Raw genomic sequence first — 19,956 nt, 5'->3', positions numbered from 1 at the left:
AACCCGATCTCTCGCGAAGACGTTACACCGCCCCACAGGTGAGGTGACGCGTGCATATACTCCATATTGCGCTTGGCGGTTGCCTCCGCGCTCCCCCCGTCACCTATGGTCTTACCCCTGATACAGGCGGGCATATCGCCTACGTGCTGGAAGCCGCAAAAGCGCAGGCGCGCTGCCCGGAAGTCGATCACGTCACTATCGTAACGAGACGATTTCGAGATGAACGTCTTGGACTCATCCATGACACGGAAATAGAGCGCGTCGCCGAGAACGTGTCGATCCTGCGCATCGGCTCTGCAAACGCCCCCTATCTGGAAAAAGACGGGCTGCTGTCAGAACTGCCCGTCCTGACCCAGGCCTTGCTGGACCACGCCACCCGGGCGGATCGACGCATCGATATTGTTCATGCCCATTTTGCCGACGCTGCCGTACCGGGGCTCGCTCTGGCGCGCGCCCAGAGTATTCCCCTGCTTTACACGCCCCATGCGCTTGGCATGGACAAGCTTTTGAGTGGTGCCGCCGAATGTCCGGCCCTGAAGGCACGCATCGTTCGGGAAGAAGAGGCGATGCGTCGAGCGGACGGGATCATCGTATCAACGCGTGACGAAGCGAACCGGCAGATCCCGCGCTACGGCGTTGGCGCAAGTCGCGCAAAGCTTCGCGTGATCGCACCGGGGGTTCCAAGACTGTCTTCCGGCAGCGCCGATCACGGGATGGAATTCATAGAGGGTCATCTTCAGGCTCCGGAGCGGCCGCTTATTCTTGCCATCGCCCGACCGGTTGAGAAGAAGAATCTCGCCTTTCTCGCCCGGACCTATGCGCAAGACCGGGAGTTGCAGAGAAAAGCCAATCTGGTGATCCTGGCCGGACAGCAATGCGGCTTGATCGCGGGCTCGGAAGAAGCGCGTGTGATCGACACGCTGCGGGAGATCAGATCCGAATATGGCCTGGCTGATTGTTTCGCGCTTCCTCGACGTCATGAAGCGGATGATGTCGCGGGACTTTATCGCCTCGCCGCCCGCAGCCACGGTGTTTTCGTTAATCCTGCACGTCACGAGCCCTTCGGCCTGACTCTGCTGGAGGCGGCCTGTGTCGGCCTGCCGGTCATAGCCACCAATCAGGGTGGCCCCGTCGATATCATTGGCAGTCTGGGGCATGGTATCCTGATCTCCCCTGAATCGGAAGCTGCGCTGGCAGGTGCCCTGCACCGCATTATCGACGGGCCTGCCATTTGGTCCAGCCTGGCGCAGAACGCGCGCCAGGCCGAGGCCCGTCTCGGATGGGAAGGGTTCGCGCGCGGGTCGATCGATTTCTATCGCGATCTCATGAGCCGTACGGAGGGCGCATATCCGTCGCGCAATGCGGCTCTTCCCTCCGGGCGTGTCGATCTTCTGCCTGACATTGCCCCCCTTCCCTTTGCCCTCGCCGATATCGCGGGAACACCTGGAGGCCGCCCGTGAACAGACCTGTCGGCTATTTCGTTCATCATCAGGGGCGTGGTCATGCCGAGCGCTGTATGGCCGTCGTCAATGCCCTGCCCACAACCCGCCCTGTAAGGCTGTTCTGCGCGCGTGATGACCTCTTCGGCGAATTGCCGGCGCATGTTTCCCTGACCCGCATCCCGTCGCTTTTCGAAGCGACAGGCCAGGAAAACCCGGCTTTGGCTGACATACCCACGCCGCGCACCCTCCATTGCGCGCCCCTCGGCTGGCCGGGCATACGCAAGGCCATGGGTGAGATCGTGTCATGGTTTGCTGAGGCCGATCCCGCGCTCATGATTTGCGATGTCTCAGCCGAGATCGCTCAGCTCAGCCGCCTCTGCAGCGTTCCCCACATCAAGGTGCTCCAGCACGGTGATCGCAGCGATGAGGGCCATCAGGCTGCCTATGACGGCGCCATTGGCCTTCTGGCACCTTTTTCCGAGCGGCTGGCTCAACCCGAATGGGATGCCCAACTGCGCCGCCGCATCTTCTTTGCAGGGGGGCTCGGCAAGGCGGATATCCTGCCTGAGAAGGAAATCGCACGCCGTCGCCTCGGTATCGATGACAAACGCGAGGTCATCCTCGTGATGTCTGGTGGGGGAGGCACCGGCATGAGCGAGGCTCCTATCACGGTGGGCGCACGTAATCGACCAGAGGCGCTATGGCTCACCATCGGAGCCATACAGCGCGACTGGCATGCCACCGAGCCGGGTAACCTCCAGCATCACGGCTGGGTCGGCAATGCCGCCGATTACGTGGCAGCGGCCGACTGCATCATCGCCAGCACGGGTAACACGACCTGCCAGCAGATTCTGGCGGCGGGCAAGCCCTGGCTCGCCATACCGGAATGGCGCTATTTCGATGAGCAGCACCGTAAGGCGGAATGTCTGGAAGCCGCCCAGATGGCCGTCACACGCCCCCATCTGCCCGCCTCGGGCATGGCATGGACACAGGCTCTGGCCGAAGCCTACGCGCGCCACGCCCCAGACCTGCAACGAGCCGCCATCGACGATCGCCCCGCCGAACGCACAGCGCTCTGGATCGAGGGGCTGATTGCGCGTTTCTGGAATGATCACACCGACATCACCCGGGAGATATTGCTGCCATGACCACAATTTCAGTGCTGACCCTCGCGAAAGGGCGCGCCGCCCATCTGGGCAATATGATGCTCGGCCTGTCACGCCAGACTGTTCTGCCTGATGAAATGATCATCGCCGTCATGCAGGACAACCTGTATGAGGCCCTCCCGGAAATGCCCTTTCCGGTACGGCAGATCCGTATCAAGACGGATCGGTTACGCTTGGCCGAGGCGCGCAACAAGGCTGCGCAAGTCGCGTGTGGTGAGCTTCTGGTCTTTCTGGATATCGATTGTATCCCGGCACCAGAGTGTCTGCGCGAATATCGTGACGCCTTGCACACGCACGATGCGCTGTTGATGGGAGAGGTGCAGTATCTCCCTGCGAACACCGCCTCTCCGGGATGGAGCTACGAAGCATTCGAACAGGTCTGCGAGCGGCATTCCGATCGACGCGGACCACCTGCGCATGGGGTCGAGCCCTGCCCTGATTATCGCTGCTTCTGGTCGTTGAATTTCGCGATACGACATGAGCGTTTCGATCTTTCCGGTGGGTTCGATGAAGCCTTTACCGGCTATGGCGGCGAGGACACGGATTACGCGAAAGGTTATACCCTGGGTGGAGGACAACTCGCCTGGGTCAATGGCGCGCGGGTCTACCACCAGCATCACGCCCACCACATGCCGCCCGTGCATCATCTGGAAACGGTTGTGCGCAATGCGGAGCTCTTCGAGCGCAAATGGGGTTACCGCACGATGGGGCACTGGCTGCATGCCTTCAGGCTCATGGGGCTGATCGATGATACGCCGGGTCGCCCCATCCGCATTCTGCGCGCACCGGATGCCGGAGATCTGGCGCTGACGGGACAGCAGAGCCACCAGCCCTATGCCAATACGACCTCGGTCATCAGAATTCTGGAGGCGCGTGAGAGAGAAGCCCAGCCTATTGCTGTCGCCCCCATAACCATGGCCGCAGAATGAGCCGCAGGCTGCGGATCGCGCTTGTCGCACATCCTAGGCATCCCATTGCAGAACCCTTCAAGGGCGGGATGGAAGCGCACAGCTTTCATCTGGCCCGGGGGCTGGAGGCACGTGGCCACCAGGTCACGCTTTTCGCTGCGGGAGACAGTGACGCACGCTTCACCATCGACCCGATCCTGCCCGTACACTACGATCGGGATTATCCATGGGAAAACGCGACGCCGGACCCGCGGCTCTACCCGCTGCTTGACCGACATTTCGGCGCGGCCCGTCACCGCATTTTCAGCGGCGCGTTCGACGTGGTGCACAACAACTCCCTGCATCGCTTCATCCTGCAGGAAGCGCGCCGGACCGGTCTGCCCTGCCTGACATCTTTGCATGTTCCCCCCTTTGAGGCGATCCATGGCGTGGTACGAGACACGGTTTGTACTACCCACCGTGCGACGGTGACCTCAGCCCGGCAGAATCTCTGTTGGTGGCCCGATGGCGTACCGCCCTACAGCACCGTGGTGCATAACGGCATCGATCCGACACTCTGGCCCTTCTCTTCAGGGGCAGGAGATCACGCTTTGTGGAGTGGACGCATCACCGCCAATAAGGGGCCGCATCACGCCGTTCAGGCAGCTCGTCAGGCTGGTATTGGGCTCAAGCTCTTCGGCTATATGGAAGATCAGGCCTATTTCGACACGATGATCGCGCCCTATCTCGATGACAACATCACCTATGAGGGGGTGATTGACGGCGCGGCCCTCTCGCTCGAAATGCGCAAGGCGGCCTTGTTTCTCTTCACGCCGTGCTGGGATGAGCCGTTCGGCCTGGTAGCGATCGAGGCCATGGCGAGTGGCCTTCCCATTGCGGCCTTCGATCAGGGAGCTGCGCGCGAAATCATCGGCGACGAGGCAGGGCGTTTCGCGCCGGCACAGGATGTTTCAGCCCTCGCCTGCGCCATTCGGGAAGCGCGAACGATCGAGCGTAGCACACCAAGAGGGAGGGTGACTTCCTGTTTCACCCTTGACCGCATGATCGACGCCTATGAGCAGCTTTATGGGGAGGTGATCGCGGCTGCCTCCCCGGTAAGCGATCAGGCGCGGGCGGGATAACCTGATGGCGTCTCGTACGCTCCGCTCACGAAACGCTCATGTTGTAGACGGCGAAGATCGCCCAGAAAAGCGTTGCCCCTAGCGCCCAGAAATTGGTGTGGAAATGATCCTGCATGTCGACCGACGTGCCTGCAATGGCCCAGGCGAGGCAGACATGGAACATCAGCACACCGACCACCATGGCCCCCATACGATAGCGCAAGCGACGCAGGGCCGATTTTTCCTGCATCTCCAAAGTCGGGTTGGCGAGTTCTGCGCTCATTCTGGCTCTCCGTGAGAGAGGCGTCGGCATTGATCGACCGGTCCGGCGCCAAAGGAATATCAAGTTCCGATTTTCTGCCCCGCAATACCCGTATGGCCCTGCGGGAAGTTCGAGGCACCATGCCCGAATTTGACGCCTGATGCAAAAAATTGTCTGGTCCACATAACCATACAATGAAATCAATGGGCGATCCTCATCGGGATTGACGACGACAAGGCGGTACAATCACCCGAAAAAGACGAAACATTTTCCCCCGATCCATCCATGCCATTGAAAATATTGCCTTTTATTCTCTCTTTTTCGTGATCGCAACATCACTTCGTCTCGCTTCAGACGATGTCGGAAAAACCTATGGCGGGACGATAATCGAGTACGGAACGCAGACTGATGAGAGACTCACGCAGCCCCGCCAGATCGGGCGCGCTCCCCAGCGCCATACGCACGGCGGCAGGCGGGGGCCCGTTGACGGCAAAGACCGAACTCGGCACGAGAGCGAGGCCCTGACGGCGCGCGAAAGCCACGAAATCGGCGCTGCTCCACCATTCCGGCAGAGGCAGCCAGACATGCGGGCTCGGGCTTTTATCGGCCACGCGCGCTCCCATGATCTGGCGCAGGGTCTGGTGACGCTGGGTCAGTTCGTCCCGGATACTACGCAGGCAGTGCTGGGCAAGTCCGGTCTCGATCCAGCGTGAGACGAGGGCGTCCAGAAGCCCCGCCTTGGCCTGACATATAGCCCTGACTCCCGCCGTGATACGCCGCGTCATTTCTGCGCCTGGCAGGACGATATAGGCCGTACGCAATCCGGGACTGAGCACCTTGGAAAGGGTCGCCACATAGAGCACCCGTGATGGATCGAGCATGGCCAGGGTTGGAGGTGGCGCCTTGAGCAACAGGCTGTAAGGATCATCCTCGACAATCTGCACCTGATGTCGGCGGGCAATGGCCAGAACCGCCTCGCGACGGTCGACTGACCAGGTTGCTGTGGTCGGGTTGTGGAGGGTCGGGGTGCAATAAAGGACGCGCGGCCGATGTCGGGCACAGAGCTCGTCCAGTGCCTCGGGGATCAGCCCCTCATGGTCCTGTTCCGTGCCGAGCAACACGTAACCAAGCTGCGCCGCGATCGCCCGCATTCCCGGATAGGTCAACTGATCCGTGACGATGGCCTCACCCGGCTTCACGAGAGAACTCATGATGGCAGAAAGCGCTACCTGGGCACCGGGCACGATCAGGATCTCTCCCGCACGACGGCGGCCGAGAACGGGCTGCAACCATTGTGCCGCAAGCTGCCGGTCCTGTTGCGTTCCGCCTGTAACACGATAGGACATGACAGACTGCACATCCTGATGGCGAAAGATCGCGCCGATCTCTCCCTGGATCATAGCCTGTAATGCGGGGTCGCGTGGCAAGGGTGGCGAATTCATTGTCAGATCGATGACACTTGCATCGGTCTGCCGCCAGGACCCCTCACCAGCATTGATCCGAACGAATGTTCCGCGTCCGATCGTGGCATCCAGCAGGCCGCGCTTCTGGGCCTCGGAGATCGCCCGGGTCACTGTGCTCAGATTTGTACCAAGCCGCGTCGCAATGACCCGCTGGGGTGGCAGTTTCTCCCCTTCCTGCAGATCTCCCTTCCGGATCGAATGCGCGATAGCCTCGACAATGGCGAGATAGAGCGCTCCGGTATTCCGGCTGATCGCGGCTTTCCATTCCCCGAGATAGGCTTCATCCGCCATCTGCCTGTCTCCTTCCTTGCCCGTCAGCGTCTCTTCTCTCTTCTAGCGCTCCTTTTCGCGTTGCGGGAATGCTGCAAAGCGCTGCCACGTCAAAATCTCCCTTCGGAAATGTCGCAACGGGCCTGATCGATCAGCCTTACTCGTCCCGCATCATGGCTCGAAGCATTCTGTCCTGCTTCCGGACCAGGAAGGCCAGACCATTTCATTTACACCATTCCATTTGCACTGTTTTTTATAGTGGTTTTCAAAATTAACGAGAATCATCGTTGACAGAGCATGTCATTCCGTTTTGTTATTTCAAAATAATAACGTTTATCAAAGTGAAATAGCTTTCCCGCTATGATCCTCGGTGAGATTGGTGTCATGGATTTCACAGAACATTTTCGTTCCATTTCTGAAGGCGCCGTCGGACGAGACCGCGAGAGGCAGCCAGCCGACGCGGTTGTCAGGACGCTCGCGCATGCCGGATTTGGGCGCCTGCGTCTTGAGTCGGAACGAGGCGGGCTTGGTTTCGGGCTGACCGATACGTTCCGCGTATTACGTGACCTCGCCAGTGCGGATTCCAACATCCCGCAGATCTTCCGCGCGCATTTCGCCTTTGTCGAAACACTACGCGCGGGCTTGCCCGATGCCGAGCGGTGGCGCGGTCTGATACGCGACAACCAGATTTTCGGTGCGGCCATGGCCGAGCGCGGCAATGAGACCAGCGTGACCACCGAGGTGACAGACGGACCGAACGGTCTCGTTCTGAACGGACGTAAATACTACTCTACCGGCACGCTTTATGCCGACTGGATCATCGTTTGGGCCAGTCTGGCGGGCGACCGCGTCCGCGTACTGGTGCCTGCCGATGCACCGGGTGTGACACGCGTGGATGATTGGGACGGGTTCGGCCAGCGCCTGACGGGCAGTGGCACGACCCTCTTCGAGCAGGTCGCTATCGCCCCCGCCCAGATCGTCGAGCGTGCCCCCGCCGACACGCCGCCCAGCCAGCCTTTTCTCGGCGCCTATTACCAGCAATTCCACAATACCACTCTGGCCGGCATCGCCCAGGCCGTGCTGCGTGATGCGCTGGCTTTCGTACGCCCGCGCGAGCGTGTTTTCGGTGTGCCCGGCAAATCAGTGCAGAAACATGATCCCGTGGTGCAGGGCGTGGTGGGGCGTCTGTCCTCTCTCGCCTATTCGACTGCAGTGCTGGCCGATCAAGGAGCGCGCGCGCTTGAGGCCATCGAGCCGCTCTTCCTTGCAGGCCAACACGACGACGATGCCATCGAGCGCGCTCAGGAGGAGATCTTCAAGGCGCAGCAGATCATCGCCCAGCAGACGCTCGAGGCGGCCACCCTTCTCTTCGAGGTCGGAGGGGCGTCGGCCACCTCCGAGACGCTGAGGCTCGACCGCCATTGGCGCAATGCTCGCACCCTCGCCTCTCATAACCCAGCAGCCCAACGCCAGCGCGAGCTTGGCGATGTTGCCCTGAACGGCACACGCCTGTGGACGCCCTATCGTGACGGGCTGCGTCGCCTAGCCGAGGCCAACCGTCAGGGAGACGCCGCATGACCCATTCCCCGCTCGCCCCCCGCAAGACCCTGCACGTCAATCTGTTTGAAATGGCCTGTGTGAGCCATATCGTGCACGGCATGTGGCGCGAGGAGGGGAATAACCGCCACCGCTTCGGCGAAATGGCGTTCTGGCTCGACACGGCGCGCAAGGCCGAACAGGCCGGTATGGACGCGATCTTTCTTGCCGATGTGATCGGGATCTATGATCGTTTCGGCGGTCTGGACGCCTCGTTGCGTCTGGGGCTTCAGATCCCCAATCTCGATCCGCTCTCGCTCATCCCCGCCATGGCAGCCGTGACCACCACGCTCGGTTTTGCGGCCACGTTTTCGACCACCTATGAACCGCCCTTCGCTTTCGCGCGGCGCATGAGCACGCTCGATCTGCTGACCGAGGGACGGGTGGGATGGAATGTCGTCACCTCCTATCTGCCCAATGCCGCGCGCAATTTTGGCCTCGATGGCGAACTCGAGCATGACAGCCGCTATGACCGGGCGGATGAATATCTTGAAGTCCTCTACAAGCTCTGGGAGGGCAGCTGGGAAGACGGTGCCGTGATCGAGGATCGTGCGGGTGACCGCTATGCCGATCCCGAGCGCGTGCGCCATATCCATCACGAAGGCGCTCATTTTCGCGTCGGAGGCCCCCATCTCGTGCAGCCCACGCGGCAGCGCACCCCTGTGCTGTTCCAGGCGACCGGCTCGCCTCGCGGTCTGCAAACCGCCGCCCGTCATGCCGAAGCCGTGTTCATTGGCGGCAGGACACAGGAGGAGGTGCGTCGTGCCATCGCCCGTACCCGCGAGGCAGCCGCCGCCCAGGGTCGTGATCCTGCCGAGCTGAAATTCTACGTGATGGCGGGGTTGATTGCCGGGCGTACCGAAGAAGAGGCTCAGGCCAAGCTCTCCCGTTATCGCGCGCTCTATTCCGAGGAAGGTGCCTTGGTTCACGCACAGGCAGAGATCGATCTGCGCCAGTTCGATCCGTCGCTGACTCTGGGCGAGGCCCTGGCCAGGAGCGGACGCGCAATCGGCAATATGGGCCGTCGCTTCGCTGCCGAGCAGACGGTCGGTGCCGCCCTCGCCCAGATTGCCAGCTTCGATGAGGGGCGGTTCTTCCGGGCAGGTACGCCCGAGCAGATTGCCGATGATATCGAAGCCTGGTTGGATGAGGACGGGATCGATGGCATCAATCTGCGCCAGTATCACAGCCACGAAACCCTCGATGATTATGCCACGTTGATCGCGCCGGAACTGCGCCGTCGCGGCAGGCTGCCCCCTGCCCCTGTGCGGGGCGAGACATTGCGCCATCGACTCACAGGGCGCGACCGGCTGCCCGACACCCATCCCGCTGCCCTGTATCGCAGCGCCCCTGCGTCATGGCCCGGCCCTGCCGGGATCGGCCAGAACGCCCCCCTCCCCAAAACTGCTTCAGCATCAAGCGGTCGGCAACAGACCGTGCAGAAAGAAAGCGCCCTGCCATGACCCGCCTTCCTTCCTTCGCGTCTTCATTCGTATCCTCCCCGTTCGCCCGTGCGCCAGAAGGTCTCTCGTCCTTCGACACTTCCGCGGCCCTCTCGGCGCCGGAAAAGATCAACGTGCTCTGGTTCCTACCAACCCATGGCGATAGCCGCTATCTCGGTACGAGCGAAGGCGGTCGCGCAGTCGACCTGCCCTATCTGCAGCAAATTGCACGCGCGGCGGACTCGCTTGGCTATTATGGCGTTCTCCTGCCCACAGGACGGAGCTGCGAAGATTCCTGGGTGGTGGCGTCCTCGCTCATCACTTCGACAGAACGTCTGAAATTTCTCGTGGCCGTGCGCCCCGGCTTGCAATCTCCTACCTTGGCCGCACGCATGACCTCGACGCTCGACCGGCTCTCGAACGGGCGTTTGCTGATCAATGTCGTGACCGGCGGCGATCCACGCGAGAATGGCGGTGATGGGCTGTTTCATGACCATGCCACGCGCTATGCGATTACGGAGGAGTTTCTGGGCATCTATTCCCGCCTGCTGCGTGGTGAAACCGTAGAGCATGAAGGCCCCCATTTCCGCATCGCCGATGGCCGTCTCCTTTTCCCTCCGCATCAGGAAAACGGCCCCCCGCTCTATTTCGGTGGCTCCTCCGACGTCGGGATCGATATCGCGGCACGGCGCGTAGACAAATATCTCACCTGGGGCGAGCCTCCCGCTCTCGTGCGTGAAAAGATCAGCCGCGTACGCGAGGCCGCCGCAAAGACCGGGCGCGAGGTGAGCTTTGGCATACGCTTTCATGTCATTGCGCGCGAGACCACTCAGGAGGCCTGGGCCGAGGCCGACCGGCTGATCTCAAAGCTCGACGATGCCACCATTTCGCAAGCGCAATCCGTTTTCGCGCGGCTCGATTCAGTCGGGCAGGCCCGTATGAGCGCCCTGCATGGAGGACGACGGGACAAGCTGGAAATCAGCCCCAACCTCTGGGCCGGTGTCGGGCTGGTACGCGGCGGTGCCGGCACGGCACTGGTGGGAGACCCGGCCACCATTGCCGAACGTATCGACGAATACCGCCGCGCAGGGTGCGACAGCTTCATCCTTTCGGGATATCCGCATCTGGAAGAAGCCTATCGCTTCGGTGAACTGGTGCTGCCTCTTCTGCCCACCGCTCATCCGGTGCGGACACAGAGGGCCAGCAGCAATATGGGACCGTTCGGCGAGACGATTGCAGGCAGCCATCGTCCCGGGCGGGTATCGGCCTCATAATGTCCGACACGCTCCCTCATTACCCCGTCGCGATTATCGGCGGCGGCGCGACCGGCACCATGGTGGCGTTTCACCTGCTGCGCCAGCGTCCCGACCTCGGGGCAGGCGCGGTAGCGATCATCGAGCCGCGCGCGCAGCTCGGAGCCGGGCTGGCCTATGGCACACGCGATGCGCAGCACCGCATCAACGTGCCCGCCGCGCGAATGAGCCTCGACACTGCCGTGCCCGGCGATTTTCGTGCCTGGCTCGATCTCGATGCGCTTGCCGCAACAGACCCGGACGCCTTTCTGCCCTCGGGCGATCTCTACCCGGCACGGGCGCAATTCGGTCAGTATCTGGCCGCACGCATCGCGCCTTTTCTGGACGCAGGACGGCTCGTCCATCAACGTGACGCCGTGACGGCGGTGACGCGACATGACGGGAACTGGGTGCTGACCCTGAGCGACGGGGGAGGCCTGACCGCGTCCCATGTCGTGATCGCCCTCACCCATCCGGCCCCGGCCTTGCCCGCTGCCTTGCGCCCTCTGGCACAGGAGGCACGCGTCGTGGCCAATCCCTGGCGCGACGACGCTCTGGCACGGATCGCAACGCAGGATCGCGTGGCGATTATCGGTACTGGGCTCACCATGGCCGATATTGTGGCGAGCCTTGAGGCCCGCGGCCATCAGGGGCCGATCCTTGCCGTTTCGCGACGCGGCCTGCGCCCGCGCGCCCATGCGGCAGAGGCCTCGGCACTGTCGGATATCCTGCATCTTGCCCCTGCCCCCACGGCTCTGGGCCTTCTACGCAACGTCAGAACGGCACTGCGGGAGCATCCCGATCTTTCCTGGCACGAGATCATCGATGCCACACGCAAACAGGGGCGCAGGTTATGGTCGGTGCTCGATCTTGCCGAGCGCAAAAGGCTCATCCGCCATTTGCGCCCCTTCTGGGATGTGCACCGCTTTCGCATCGCCCCGCAGATCGACGCGATCCTGACACGAGGCCTCGCCTCGAAGCGCCTGTCTATCCGGGCGGCCCGTGTCATCGAGGCAATGGCAGGTCCTGAAGGGATCGCTTTAACGCTTCAGTTCCGTGGGCAAGCGCCTGAGACGCTCATTGTCGATCATGTGGTCAATACGACCGGTCCCGATCATGCAGGTATCATCTCTAACACGCCATTCCTGCGCACTCTGGCGGGGCAAGGTCATATCGCCCCGGACCCGACCGGTCTCGGGCTGCATACCGCCCCCGATTACCACGCCCTGCCTGCCCGGGAAACCGCACAGGGAACCGCACAGGGAACAGCGCCCCTGCTGATCGCCGGGCCGCTCTCGCGCGGGACGTTCGGGGAGTTGATGGGCCTGCCGGAAGTGACCGAGAACGCCCAATCCGTGGCGCGCCAGCTCGCCGCAGAACTGAACACCGCGCACAAGCGCGTTCCCGACGAGGTTCGATCATGAGCGCCCTGCCCCCGCATCCGCCCGAGCGCCCTGTCATTCGCTCTGCCGAGGATATCGCTGCCCTGGTCAATCGTGGTCCCTCTGGCAAGGGACATGCGAATATCATCGTCCTGCTCGCTCTGGGGGGCGTGTTCCTCGATGCCTACGACCTGACCACCCTCTCCTACGGCATTGGCGATGTGCAGAAGCATTTCGGCCTGACGGGCTCGCAAACCGGGATGGTCGCCGCCGCCATGAGTGCCGGCACCATCGTGGGCAGTATCACAGGCGGCTGGCTGACCGACAGGATCGGACGCTACGCGGTGTTCATGGCCGATATGGCCTGCTTCGTGATCGCAGCCCTCGTGGCCGCTGCGGCCCCGACTGCCAGCATCCTGATTCTGGCCCGCTTTGCCATGGGGTTCGGCGTGGGGATGGATCTGCCCGTCGCCATGGCGTTTCTCTCGGAATTCTCCAAGCTCACCGGCAAGGGCAGCAAGGCGGGGCGCGCCGCGGCCTGGTGCCCGACCTGGTATGCGGCCTCATCCGCGTGCTTCCTTCTGGTCTTTGCGCTGAATGCGGTGGTCCCGGCAGGCCATCCCGACTGGCTATGGCGCGCCTCGCTCGGCTTTGGCGCTGTACCGGCGTTGATCATCATTCTGGTACGCAGCCGCTATATGAGCGAATCCCCACTCTGGATCGCTCGTCATGGCGATCTGGAAAAGGCCGCCGCCATCCTGCGCGTCACCCATGGGGTCGATCCGGTGCTTCATATCACCGTGGCTCCTGAACCCGAGGCCCCTCCAAGCCCCTTCTCCCTGCTCCGCAGGCCACTCCTGCCGCGCACGCTTCTGATCATCGGCATGAAGCTCGTCAGCGCAACCTCCTATGCCGCGATTGCCTTCGGCGCCCCCAGTCTGCTCGCAACGATGCTGCACATGAATCGTACCGAGGTGCTCAGTGTCTCGATCCTGCTCAATCTGGTCTTTGCCCTGACGGGTGGGTTGCTTGGCGTGCGCCTGACACGGAGCTTCGGCTCACGACCGATCACGCTGGCAGGGTACGCGATGCAGGTTGTAGGCATCGCCCTTCTGGCGGTCATCGGCACGCCGCACTCATATGCCGGAATCTGGCTGGTCATGACCGGTTTTGCCCTGTTCCTGTTCGCGCAGGGTTTCGGCCCAGGATGCCAGCAGATGGTCTATCCAACCCTGAGCTACCCGACAGAACTGCGCGGGACGGGCATCGGCTTTACAAATTTCATCGCAGGGTTTGGCGGGACGCTGACCATGTGGGCGTTGCCGGGGCTCTATACGAGCCTTGGGACGCAGATCTTCTGGGTCATCCTGATTGCGCCTGTTTTTGGCATCGCTCTTCATCTTGTCCTGAGATGGGAAGTCTTCGGATACGACGCCGATGCCGACCCCGCCTTGCGCCGGGTGCGCGCCGAACCACGCAGTATGTCGGCCCCTGAACGGCTCTGCCCTTCCAACCCCATGCGCTGAACTTCCCGGGAAAAGGGCTCGCCCTGACCGGGGACGGCCGATCTCCGCCCGTATTAAACGACCAGAAATGAGTAAATTCATGAAGAACGATCCCATGCAGTCATTACACCCGTCCATGCGATGTCCATCCCCACCCAAGCATCCTGAACCGACTCACCGACCAGGCTTCTCCGCACCTTTTCACGCGCTCACGACCCCATTCTCCGGATATCGACCCCATGAAACATCGCCACCGATCTGACTTCGCCCTGCGCCCCCTGTCTCGCCCTGTGCCGGGCCTCGTCTCCGCGCGACGCCATCTTTCCAGCGCCTCCATTCTTGCCCTTCTGGCTGGGGGCGGCCTTGGGTCTGTCGCCCCGGCCTATGCCGCCACCAAGCCTGTGAACGACACGGCACGCGCCCAAGCCGGAGCCCCCCGTACCGGTGTCGCGCATCCCAAACGCTCCTCGCATCTGGCAGGCAAGGCGGAATCCATCACAGTCTCGCAACGTCGCCTCTCCCCCGTTGCTGCCGCGGCACGTCAGCTTGATACGGTGCCGGGTGGGGTCTCGGTCATCAATTCCAAGGAGGTTTTGCGCAGCCGCAATCTGACCAACGCCGATCTGCTGGCTTTTCAGCCTGGCGTGTTTGCCCAAAGCTCCGGCGGCGGCGACGGGTTGCGTCTGTCCATCCGTGGCTCGGGCATCCAGACAGGCACGAATTATTTCCGCTCCGGTATTCTGCTGATGTTTGACGGTCTGCCGGTCACCACCCCGGCAGGCACGCCTTATGAGCTTTTCGAAACTCTGGGCATTCAGTACACGGAGGTTCTGCGCGGAGCGAATGCCTTCGATTACGGTGGATTGCAGCTTGGCGGCGCAATCAATTACGTGGCCCCGACGGGCTATACGGCAGATCATTTCCAGGCGCGTGTCGAGGCGGGCAGCTTCAATTACAACAAGCAGCAGATCAGCTCCGGCGCCGTCATCGGCAAGTCCGATTATTATATCAGCATCACCAAATCCTATCGCGGCGGCTATCAGGCCCAGACAGCCGCAAGCAGCTTCGGCGTTAACGCGAATTACGGCTACCGCTTCAGCGACAACGTCTCGACACGCCTTTTCTTCCGCTATCGCCAGACGCAGAACGGCTATCCGGGCTATCTGACCCGCGACCAGATCGAGACCAACCCGAAACAGGCTCAGGCGCTTTATGCCACGCTGCATGGTCATCGCATCCAGCCCGGCAGCAAATTCTATGGCGACATGACCACGATCCGGATCGATGACCGCTCCAAACTCGAACTCGGTTTCGATTATCAGGATGCGCCGATCGATATCCAAAATACGGCCACGGCCCAGCGCTGGGGCTACAAAACGGTCGCGGGCGTGCTGCGTTATAGTCGCGATGACAGGATGTGGGGCCATAAGAGCGAGACGCTTTTTGGGATCGATACCTATACCGATCTGGAAGCCTGGCAGACCAATCGTTCACGCACCAATACCGGCATTTATGCCAAAATCCCCTTCGGCACCGTGCTGCGCCATTCGAATTACGGCGGCACCGATAATTACTTTCATATCCGGAACAATTTTGAGCTCTTCCATAATTTCTGGCTGACGGCGGCCGGTGCGCTCGATTTCGTGCAGCGTTCGACCGAGGTCACCTATCCCACTCAGAGCTCTGTCGGCACCTCCGGACTTGGCTTTACGCCACGTGGCGGCTTTCGCTACGTGATTTCGCCCCATGTTTCGATTTACGGCAATGTCAGCCGCAGCTTTCAGCCGCCCAATGACTGGCAGCTTCTGTCAGGCGCGCTCTACACCTCCGGTCCGGCACAAGGACTCAATGCCTCGGGGGTAAAGCTCGATAACCAGACCGCCACGACCTATGAAGCCGGCACACGGGGAGAGTGGAAAAACAATCGCTGGAGCGTCTCCTATTACTATTCGGACGTACGCAACGAGCTGCTTTCGGTCATGACGCCCCTCTCCCAGCTTTACGGTGCGGCCACCTATTCCAACGCCAGCCCGACGACGCATCAGGGTGTCGAGGCCTCGCTGGAAACCGATCTCGTCAAATGGTCAGGTGGCAAGCTCGGCCTGCGCCAGTCCTATACCTGGCAGGATTTTCACTTCAAGCATGACGCGGTGTTCGGCCATAATGCCCTGCCCGGCATCCCGGCCCATTTCTATCAGGGGGAAATACGCCTCGACCTGAAGAACGGGCTCTATGCCAATTTCAATACACAGGTCTCGTCCAAGGTCTCCGGCTCCTATGACGACACCTATTACGCGCCCTCCTACCATATCTTTAACACGACCATCGGATATGAATGGCCGCACAAACATCGTCAGGTCTTCCTATCCTTCAACAATCTCGCCAACACCCATTACGCCTCGATCGTCGTGCCGGGCTATATCGCCGCAGGCAAGCAACTCTCGGTGTTTCAGCCGGGTGACGGTTTTGGCGTCTTCGCCGGTGTCTCGGCGGGCTTCAATTGAAACCCGCCTGTGAGACAGGATCGAAGGCGATTCAACCCAGTTCCCAGGTCATCCTGATCTGGGACTCATAGGACTGGTCTTGTCTCCACTGCTCGGGCAGCCACACGATCCCTGCTCCATAGCGAGAGAGAGCCTCGGGCGGCGCCTTGAGATTCGGCACTCCATCATTCGCGATGTGCAGGAAAGCGATCATTGGAGCGCCATCCGGTGTGGTCTGATAGTCGGCGCCCTGAACCCAGTTCGGCTCTCCCAAAAACTTGTCTCCTTCCCAGTTCAGCAAGGGCGAGGCGGGTGGAACCGCGCTTTCCTCTCCTCTCAGGAGGAAACTATGCGCTGCGTCTGCCTCCATCAAAGCGTCCGAACCCAACCATCGAAGCGCCGTCACGAGATCGCTGTCCTCTGCCCTCGCATCGGGCCGGGACTCGTATTCCATGAGAATCCCCGTATCGCGTGTCTTGCAGAACGCCGTGATTTTCCTCCCACAAGGCGGTTCGAGATCCCCGCTGACAGGCATGGGGCGCAATACCCTCGGCTCGCCCTTGCGGACGAAACGAATGGTGAATGGTGGGTTGTCAGGGAGCCGGGGCCAGTCCTCGATAATCGGATTCACAAAAACCAGAAAGGCCTCGATCCCCGCTGGCAAGCATGCCCTGATGGGCTCAGGAAGGTCGGCCCACCGATACTGACTGTGAAAAAGACAGGGGCCGATCTTCCCGTCGTAACACCAGTGCGGCCAGTCCATCGAGACCGGCATGAAGGGTGCGCCGTAATATCGGGACGCTTCCGGCCCAACCGCCTCACTTTCCCCGAGCCTCTGTGGCTGGAAGCGGGGAATATAGGCATCCTTGGTCAGGCGCTGTGCCATGAAGCCGCACAAAGCCCGACGAGCCTGGGCGAGTTTCTCTGTGAAATCGATCCCACGCAGATCGATGATCGGGATGCTCTTGCCTGTGAGGTCAAGATAGGCCTGAGCCAGAAGCCTGTCAGTTTCATTTTCCACAGCCAGGGCGGCAATGCTGAAACGCTGCGCCTTGCGAAAGGCGTCACGTTCTTTGTCGGACGCTCCAAGCTTTGGATAGGGACATGGCGGCAAGACTTCCTCGACGCTGCACAGCTTTCCGGGCAAATCCAGATCACCATGACATACAGAGATAGGGGTTCGGGACTGGATTTTCTCAAGGGATGATGGGAGTGAGAGATCACCCTTCAGCCCTTTTTCCGTCGCATAAGCCTGCGCCTTGGGCCCTCTGATCAGTCCGACAAGCCCGTCTGGCAGCCCCCAGGAAAAGCAATCATCCTCCGACGCTGATGCATTCAAGGGGACCTGACGAACATGACAGGGCAACGGCATAGGTTCATCTCCCGGTGCTTGCTCGCACCTTGTTTCACGCCAGCATTTCATCGGCCCGTGTGGACAGGCAAGGGGCGTGGAGACCCTGTAACGGGATTGTGGCATTCCGCCCCCATAATCCCGTTCTCCGACAGAGGACCAGTCCGAGCAGGTCGGACATCAAAAAACAGAGCCAAGCCCCTGTTTTGACCTTTCTTTCTGGAACATTTTTCGCGATCAGACGCTCTGGCCGGGCGAATTCATGGAACGGTCACACACCACCTTGCATGAATCCTTTATCGAGGCGCCGTACCCCGGCACTCTTCTGGAAAAAGGAGCAGGTCAATGGAACTTCAGCTTCAGCATGACACGCCCAACGCCCCTTCGGATCGCTGGCGTCAGACGCTTGTTGCCGCATGGCGGGAGCATCGACTGGCCACGATTTCCTTCCAGTCGCGTCGCGGCGCATTGATGTCTCTGGACGAAGAGACGCTGCGCGACGATGATCAGACCTGAGCCCTGCGCGGCCCCTCCGCCTGCGGCCATGTGGCGCAGGCGAGAGGGGCTGCGGCTCCCCATCCAGAACAGGTATTGTCGCCCCACACCATGATTCGTCCGATACGCTCTCTTGCTGCTGCCCTTCTCACTCTGACCTGCCTCAGCCCGGCTACCGTGACGCGCGCAGCGCCTGAACCGGTGAAAACACTATCCGCATCAGACCTGCGGACGAAAACACCAATCAAGCATGTGATCGTGATCTTCGATGAGAACGTCTCGTTCGACCATTATTTCGCGACCTATCCCCAGGCATCAAACCCGGAGGGCGAGCCGGTATTCATGCCGAAGCTCGGAACGCCACCCGCCAACACGCTGTTGCGGTCCAATCTGCTGGTCACCAATCCCAACACGAACCCGGCGAATGGGCCCGACGCCTCCGTGCCGTTCCGGCTCGATCGCAGCCAGGCCAGTACGGCAGACCAGAACCACGGCTATACCGCCGAGCAGATGGCCTATAATGGCGGCAAGGCCGATCTCTTTCCGCTGCATACAGGCAAAGGCTCACCGGGCGGCGTCGGGGCATTTGCCACGCGCGGTCAGGTCATGGGATATTTTGACGGCAATACCGTCACAGCGCTCTGGCGGTACGCCCAACGCTTCGCCATGAGCGACAACGCCTACACAGATACTTACGGTCCCTCAACGCCCGGTGCACTCGAGATCGTCTCGGGACAGACCAACGGGTTGCATATCACCGCCTCCGCCCAGAAGCCCTCGACCCGGGCCCTGCCTTCACCGTTCATCAAGGATGGGCAGGGCAGCATGACCATGATCAACGATATCGATCCGACTGGCGATGTCTGTTCGCTCCCCGGGGAGCAGGTCTGGATGGAGGGGCGTAATATAGGCGACCTGCTGAATGCCAGAGGTATCAGCTGGGGCGGCTTCATGGCCGGGTTCGACCTCTCGACACATAACCGCAATGGCACGACGGGGTGCCAGCGCGCCACCTATTCCACCGTCGTGGCTCAGACGGTTGTCGACTACATTCCCCATCATAACTGGTTCCAGTATTATCCGAGCACATCCAACCCGAAGCACTTGCGACCATCGGGCGTCGAGGCCATCGGCCAGACGATGGCCGCCGACGGCAAGACAAAAGACCCTGCCAATCATCAGTACGATCTAGAGGATTTCATCGCCGCCACGCGCGCTGGCCATATGCCTGCCGTGTCTTTCCTGAAACTCCCGGCGTTCCAGGACGCCCATGCGGGCTATTCCGACCCGCTCGACGAGCAGGAGGGCGTAGTCCGTCTGGTCAATTTCATCCAGTCACGCCCGGAATGGAAGGACACCGCCATCATCATCGCCTATGACGATTCCGATGGTTGGTATGACCACGCCTTTACTCCCGTGCAGCACAACTCGCATGACGCATCCGCAGACCAGCTCGACGGACCGGGTCAGTGCGGCAAGGGATCTGCCCCCAACGGCCTGAAGGGCAAGCCGGCAAATGGCCGCTGCGGCCCCGGCACAAGAACCCCGCTTCTGGTGCTGTCGCCCTGGGCAAGGCGCAATGCCATTGACCATACACTTCTGACACAGAGCTCCGTACTGCGCTTCATCGAGAATAACTGGCTCGATGGCTCGCGTCTCGGCGGAGGGTCCTTCGATCAGGACGCACAGGATATGGACGGGATGTTCAACTTTCAGAGCAAGCCGGACGCCACGCCGCTCTATCTTGCGCCGAGGGATGGGTCAGTCCTGCATGAAGCGCCCAAGGCTTTCTGATTTTT

15 protein-coding genes are annotated in these 19,956 nt (G+C 61.3%); 12 read left to right on the top strand and 3 right to left on the bottom strand.

From position 1 onward, the window contains the following. Positions 1-50: 50 nt before the first annotated feature. Genes C0V97_RS14150 through C0V97_RS14135 form a run of 4 tightly spaced genes read left to right on the top strand, consistent with a single transcriptional unit; the run spans position 51 to position 4,637 of the window. Positions 51-1,460, top strand: a complete 1,410-nt coding sequence (locus C0V97_RS14150; RefSeq protein WP_127103215.1) for a glycosyltransferase — start codon at positions 51-53, stop codon at positions 1,458-1,460. Next, a complete protein-coding gene (locus tag C0V97_RS14145) occupies positions 1,457-2,590 on the top strand; it encodes a hypothetical protein (protein ID WP_127103214.1) in 1,134 nt (377 codons plus the stop codon). The genes C0V97_RS14150 and C0V97_RS14145 overlap by 4 nt, the downstream gene beginning before the upstream one ends. Beyond that, positions 2,587-3,537, top strand: coding sequence for a glycosyltransferase family 2 protein (locus C0V97_RS14140; protein WP_127103213.1), 951 nt, complete (start codon positions 2,587-2,589; stop codon positions 3,535-3,537). The genes C0V97_RS14145 and C0V97_RS14140 overlap by 4 nt, the downstream gene beginning before the upstream one ends. Beyond that, positions 3,534-4,637 carry a glycosyltransferase gene (locus C0V97_RS14135; RefSeq protein WP_199751887.1) on the top strand — a complete coding sequence of 368 codons (1,104 nt, stop codon included), beginning with the start codon at positions 3,534-3,536 and terminating at the stop codon, positions 4,635-4,637. Before C0V97_RS14140 ends, C0V97_RS14135 begins: the two co-directional genes overlap by 4 nt. 25 nt (positions 4,638-4,662) lie before the next feature. On the opposite strand, the gene C0V97_RS14130 is transcribed toward C0V97_RS14135, so the two are convergent. Both C0V97_RS14130 and C0V97_RS14125 read right to left on the bottom strand, forming a co-directional pair. Next, positions 4,663-4,899 (bottom strand): hypothetical protein, encoded by a 237-nt coding sequence (locus tag C0V97_RS14130; protein WP_127103212.1) that lies wholly within the window; start codon positions 4,897-4,899, stop codon positions 4,663-4,665. A 329-nt stretch (positions 4,900-5,228) separates the two neighbouring features. Continuing rightward, positions 5,229-6,632, bottom strand: coding sequence for a PLP-dependent aminotransferase family protein (locus C0V97_RS14125; RefSeq protein WP_127103211.1), 1,404 nt, complete (start codon positions 6,630-6,632; stop codon positions 5,229-5,231). A gap of 363 nt (positions 6,633-6,995) precedes the next feature. Between C0V97_RS14125 and C0V97_RS14120 the strand changes: the two genes are divergently transcribed. The 6 genes from C0V97_RS14120 (at position 6,996) to C0V97_RS14095 (ending at position 16,332) form a co-directional block, all read left to right on the top strand. Beyond that, positions 6,996-8,189, top strand: a complete 1,194-nt coding sequence (locus C0V97_RS14120) for an acyl-CoA dehydrogenase family protein (RefSeq protein ID WP_127103210.1) — start codon at positions 6,996-6,998, stop codon at positions 8,187-8,189. Beyond that, positions 8,186-9,670 carry an NtaA/DmoA family FMN-dependent monooxygenase gene (locus tag C0V97_RS14115; protein WP_233582183.1) on the top strand — a complete coding sequence of 495 codons (1,485 nt, stop codon included), beginning with the start codon at positions 8,186-8,188 and terminating at the stop codon, positions 9,668-9,670. Before C0V97_RS14120 ends, C0V97_RS14115 begins: the two co-directional genes overlap by 4 nt. Positions 9,671-9,777: 107 nt before the next feature. Further along, a complete protein-coding gene (ssuD, locus tag C0V97_RS14110; protein WP_233582191.1) occupies positions 9,778-10,923 on the top strand; it encodes an FMNH2-dependent alkanesulfonate monooxygenase in 1,146 nt (381 codons plus the stop codon). After that, on the top strand, positions 10,923-12,365 hold the full coding sequence (locus C0V97_RS14105) for an FAD/NAD(P)-binding protein (RefSeq protein WP_127103208.1): 1,443 nt from the start codon (positions 10,923-10,925) through the stop codon (positions 12,363-12,365). Before ssuD ends, C0V97_RS14105 begins: the two co-directional genes overlap by 1 nt. Then, positions 12,362-13,849 carry an MFS transporter gene (locus C0V97_RS14100; protein WP_127103207.1) on the top strand — a complete coding sequence of 496 codons (1,488 nt, stop codon included), beginning with the start codon at positions 12,362-12,364 and terminating at the stop codon, positions 13,847-13,849. Before C0V97_RS14105 ends, C0V97_RS14100 begins: the two co-directional genes overlap by 4 nt. Before the next feature lie 218 nt (positions 13,850-14,067). Then, entirely contained in the window at positions 14,068-16,332 is a 2,265-nt protein-coding gene (locus C0V97_RS14095; RefSeq protein ID WP_233582182.1) for a TonB-dependent receptor domain-containing protein, read from the top strand. A gap of 31 nt (positions 16,333-16,363) precedes the next feature. Here the strand turns inward: C0V97_RS14095 and C0V97_RS14090 are convergent, their stop codons facing one another. Further along, positions 16,364-17,683, bottom strand: a complete 1,320-nt coding sequence (locus C0V97_RS14090) for a hypothetical protein (protein ID WP_127103206.1) — start codon at positions 17,681-17,683, stop codon at positions 16,364-16,366. A 324-nt stretch (positions 17,684-18,007) separates the two neighbouring features. Here C0V97_RS14090 and C0V97_RS18415 point away from each other — a divergent pair, with 324 nt between their 5' ends. Together C0V97_RS18415 and C0V97_RS14085 are read left to right on the top strand one after the other, a co-directional pair. After that, the gene (locus tag C0V97_RS18415; protein ID WP_158625431.1) at positions 18,008-18,178 is read left to right on the top strand and encodes a hypothetical protein; all 171 of its coding nucleotides are present in this window, start codon (positions 18,008-18,010) and stop codon (positions 18,176-18,178) included. A gap of 90 nt (positions 18,179-18,268) precedes the next feature. Beyond that, a complete protein-coding gene (locus C0V97_RS14085) occupies positions 18,269-19,951 on the top strand; it encodes a phospholipase C (RefSeq protein WP_127103205.1) in 1,683 nt (560 codons plus the stop codon). Positions 19,952-19,956: the final 5 nt, after the last annotated feature.

This window comes from Asaia sp. W19, from assembly GCF_003994335.1.
Lineage (GTDB): Bacteria > Pseudomonadota > Alphaproteobacteria > Acetobacterales > Acetobacteraceae > Asaia.
Note: the sequence above shows the minus strand (reverse complement) of the source record. Positions and strands in the feature narration are given on the sequence as shown.

Coding starts and splice junctions, on each gene's coding strand:
- C0V97_RS14140 (WP_127103213.1), top strand. CDS start 2,587: ATGACCACAATTTCAGTGCTGACCCTCGCGAAAGGGCGCGCCGCCCAT.
- C0V97_RS14135 (WP_199751887.1), top strand. CDS start 3,534: ATGAGCCGCAGGCTGCGGATCGCGCTTGTCGCACATCCTAGGCATCCC.
- C0V97_RS14130 (WP_127103212.1), bottom strand. CDS start 4,899: ATGAGCGCAGAACTCGCCAACCCGACTTTGGAGATGCAGGAAAAATCG.
- C0V97_RS14125 (WP_127103211.1), bottom strand. CDS start 6,632: ATGGCGGATGAAGCCTATCTCGGGGAATGGAAAGCCGCGATCAGCCGG.
- C0V97_RS14120 (WP_127103210.1), top strand. CDS start 6,996: ATGGATTTCACAGAACATTTTCGTTCCATTTCTGAAGGCGCCGTCGGA.
- C0V97_RS14115 (WP_233582183.1), top strand. CDS start 8,186: ATGACCCATTCCCCGCTCGCCCCCCGCAAGACCCTGCACGTCAATCTG.
- C0V97_RS14105 (WP_127103208.1), top strand. CDS start 10,923: ATGTCCGACACGCTCCCTCATTACCCCGTCGCGATTATCGGCGGCGGC.
- C0V97_RS14100 (WP_127103207.1), top strand. CDS start 12,362: ATGAGCGCCCTGCCCCCGCATCCGCCCGAGCGCCCTGTCATTCGCTCT.
- C0V97_RS14095 (WP_233582182.1), top strand. CDS start 14,068: ATGAAACATCGCCACCGATCTGACTTCGCCCTGCGCCCCCTGTCTCGC.
- C0V97_RS14090 (WP_127103206.1), bottom strand. CDS start 17,683: ATGCCGTTGCCCTGTCATGTTCGTCAGGTCCCCTTGAATGCATCAGCG.
- C0V97_RS18415 (WP_158625431.1), top strand. CDS start 18,008: ATGGAACTTCAGCTTCAGCATGACACGCCCAACGCCCCTTCGGATCGC.
- C0V97_RS14085 (WP_127103205.1), top strand. CDS start 18,269: ATGATTCGTCCGATACGCTCTCTTGCTGCTGCCCTTCTCACTCTGACC.